Below are 1,804 nucleotides of genomic sequence, written 5' to 3' on the forward strand. Positions count from 1 at the left end.
TGCGGTCCGACATTCCGGGGCGGCGCGTGATCGACATGCTGGTCGAACTGCCCTTCGCCCTGCCAACCGCCGTGGTGGGCATCGCCATGGCGACACTGTACGCCACCAATGGATGGATCGGGGGGCCGCTTGCGTGGCTGGGGCTGCATGTGGCCTACACGCAGGCCGGTATTGTCCTCGCCCTCATGTTCATCGGCCTGCCCTTTGTGGTGCGCACGGTGGCCCCCGTGCTGCGCAACCTGCCGCGCGATGTGGAGGAAGCGGCCGAAGTGCTGGGGGCCACCCGCATGCAGGTGGTGGCGCGGGTGATCCTGCCCGCACTTTATCCCGCTCTGGTTACGGCCTTCGGCATGGCTTTCGCCCGGGGGATCGGGGAATACGGCTCCGTCATCTTCATTGCGGGGAACCAGCCCTTTCACACCGAGATCGCCCCGTTGCTGATTGTCATCCGCCTGCAGGAATACGACACGCGGGGGGCGACGTTGATCGGGCTGGCGCTTGTCCTGCTCTCGCTGCTTTCACTGGTCATTATCGGCGTGGTGCGTCGCCACCTGTCGCATGGCAGGGCATGAAGGGGAAACCACGATGACACGCTTCATGTTCGCCGCCGCCGTTTACCTGCTTGTCGGGATCATGATCGTTCCGCCGCCGGTTCTGGTTTTTGCCATGGCGCTTTCCCACGGGCCGGGCGCCGCGCTGGCCACGTTTGCCGATCCGGACGCACTGTCGGCCATCCGCCTTACCATTCTTGTGACCGGGGTGAGCGTTCTCATCAACACGGTTTTCGGGGTCATGGCGGCATGGACGCTGTCACAGTTCCGCTTTCCCGGCCGGGGGCTGCTGATCGTGCTGATCGAACTGCCGCTCAGCGTCTCGCCTGTCGTGAGCGGGCTGGTCTGGCTGCTGGTGTTCGGAACGCAGATGGTGGGGCAGAATACTGGAGCAGTGGGGCTATCCCATCATGTTCGCGCCGCCGGGCATGGTGCTGGCCACGGTGTTCGTCACCTTCCCCTACGTCACGCGCACCCTTATGCCCATGCTGTTCCATAACGGGCGCGAGGCGGAGGAAGCGGCGGTCATGCTGGGGGCGGGACTGTGGCAGATATTATGGCGTGTGACCCTGCCCGGTGCGTGGATGGCGCTTGTATCGGGGGTATTGCTGACCACCGCGCGCGCGATGGGTGAATTCGGGGCCGTTTCGGTCGTGTCGGGTCATATTCCCGGCCTGACGGAAACCATGCCGCTGCATATCGAGACCCTGTATAATGGCTACCAGACGGTGGCCGCGTTCACGATGGCCGCGCTCCTGGCGCTTATGGCCATTACAGTCGTGATTGCCCGCAATATTGTCGAACGCCGTCATGGCGGAATGGAAACGGTCGCATGAGCGTGAAACTGGACCATATCACCCGTGTCAGCCCGCAGAACGGGCGGCCCATTGTCGATGATGTCTCCCTTACGGTGGCGGATGGCAGCTTTACCGCGCTGGTTGGCCCATCGGGCGCGGGCAAGACATCGCTGCTGCGTATCATCGCGGGGCTGGACGCGCATCAGGCCGGGCAGGTGGCCATTGATGGCGCGCGGGTGGATCAACTGGCGGCGCGGGCGCGCAACATCGGGTTCGTGTTCCAGCATTACGCCCTGTTCGGGCATATGACCGTTGCGGACAATATCGGTTTTGGCCTGTCCATCCGGCCACGGCGCATCCGGCCGGGCCGGGCGGAAATTTCCAGCCGGGTTGAGGAACTTCTGGATCTCATGCAGCTTCCCGGCGTGGGCGGGCGCTATCCCCACCAGCTTTCCG

Annotated in this window: 2 protein-coding genes and 1 pseudogene; all 3 read left to right on the forward strand. The window is 64.1% G+C overall.

Features of this window, described 5'->3' with window-relative positions:
- Positions 1-572, forward strand: a 572-nt coding sequence (gene cysT, locus JCM25156_RS15500; RefSeq protein ID WP_025813799.1) for a sulfate ABC transporter permease subunit CysT, incomplete at its 5' end; no start/stop codon positions are given.
- A 13-nt stretch (positions 573-585) separates the two neighbouring features.
- Positions 586-1,387: pseudogene (locus tag JCM25156_RS25165) on the forward strand (sulfate ABC transporter permease).
- On the forward strand, positions 1,384-1,804 hold a 421-nt coding region (locus JCM25156_RS15510), incomplete at its 3' end, for an ATP-binding cassette domain-containing protein (protein WP_025813800.1). The pseudogene JCM25156_RS25165 and the gene JCM25156_RS15510, both read left to right, overlap by 4 nt.

The organism is Komagataeibacter kakiaceti JCM 25156, assembly GCF_000613305.1.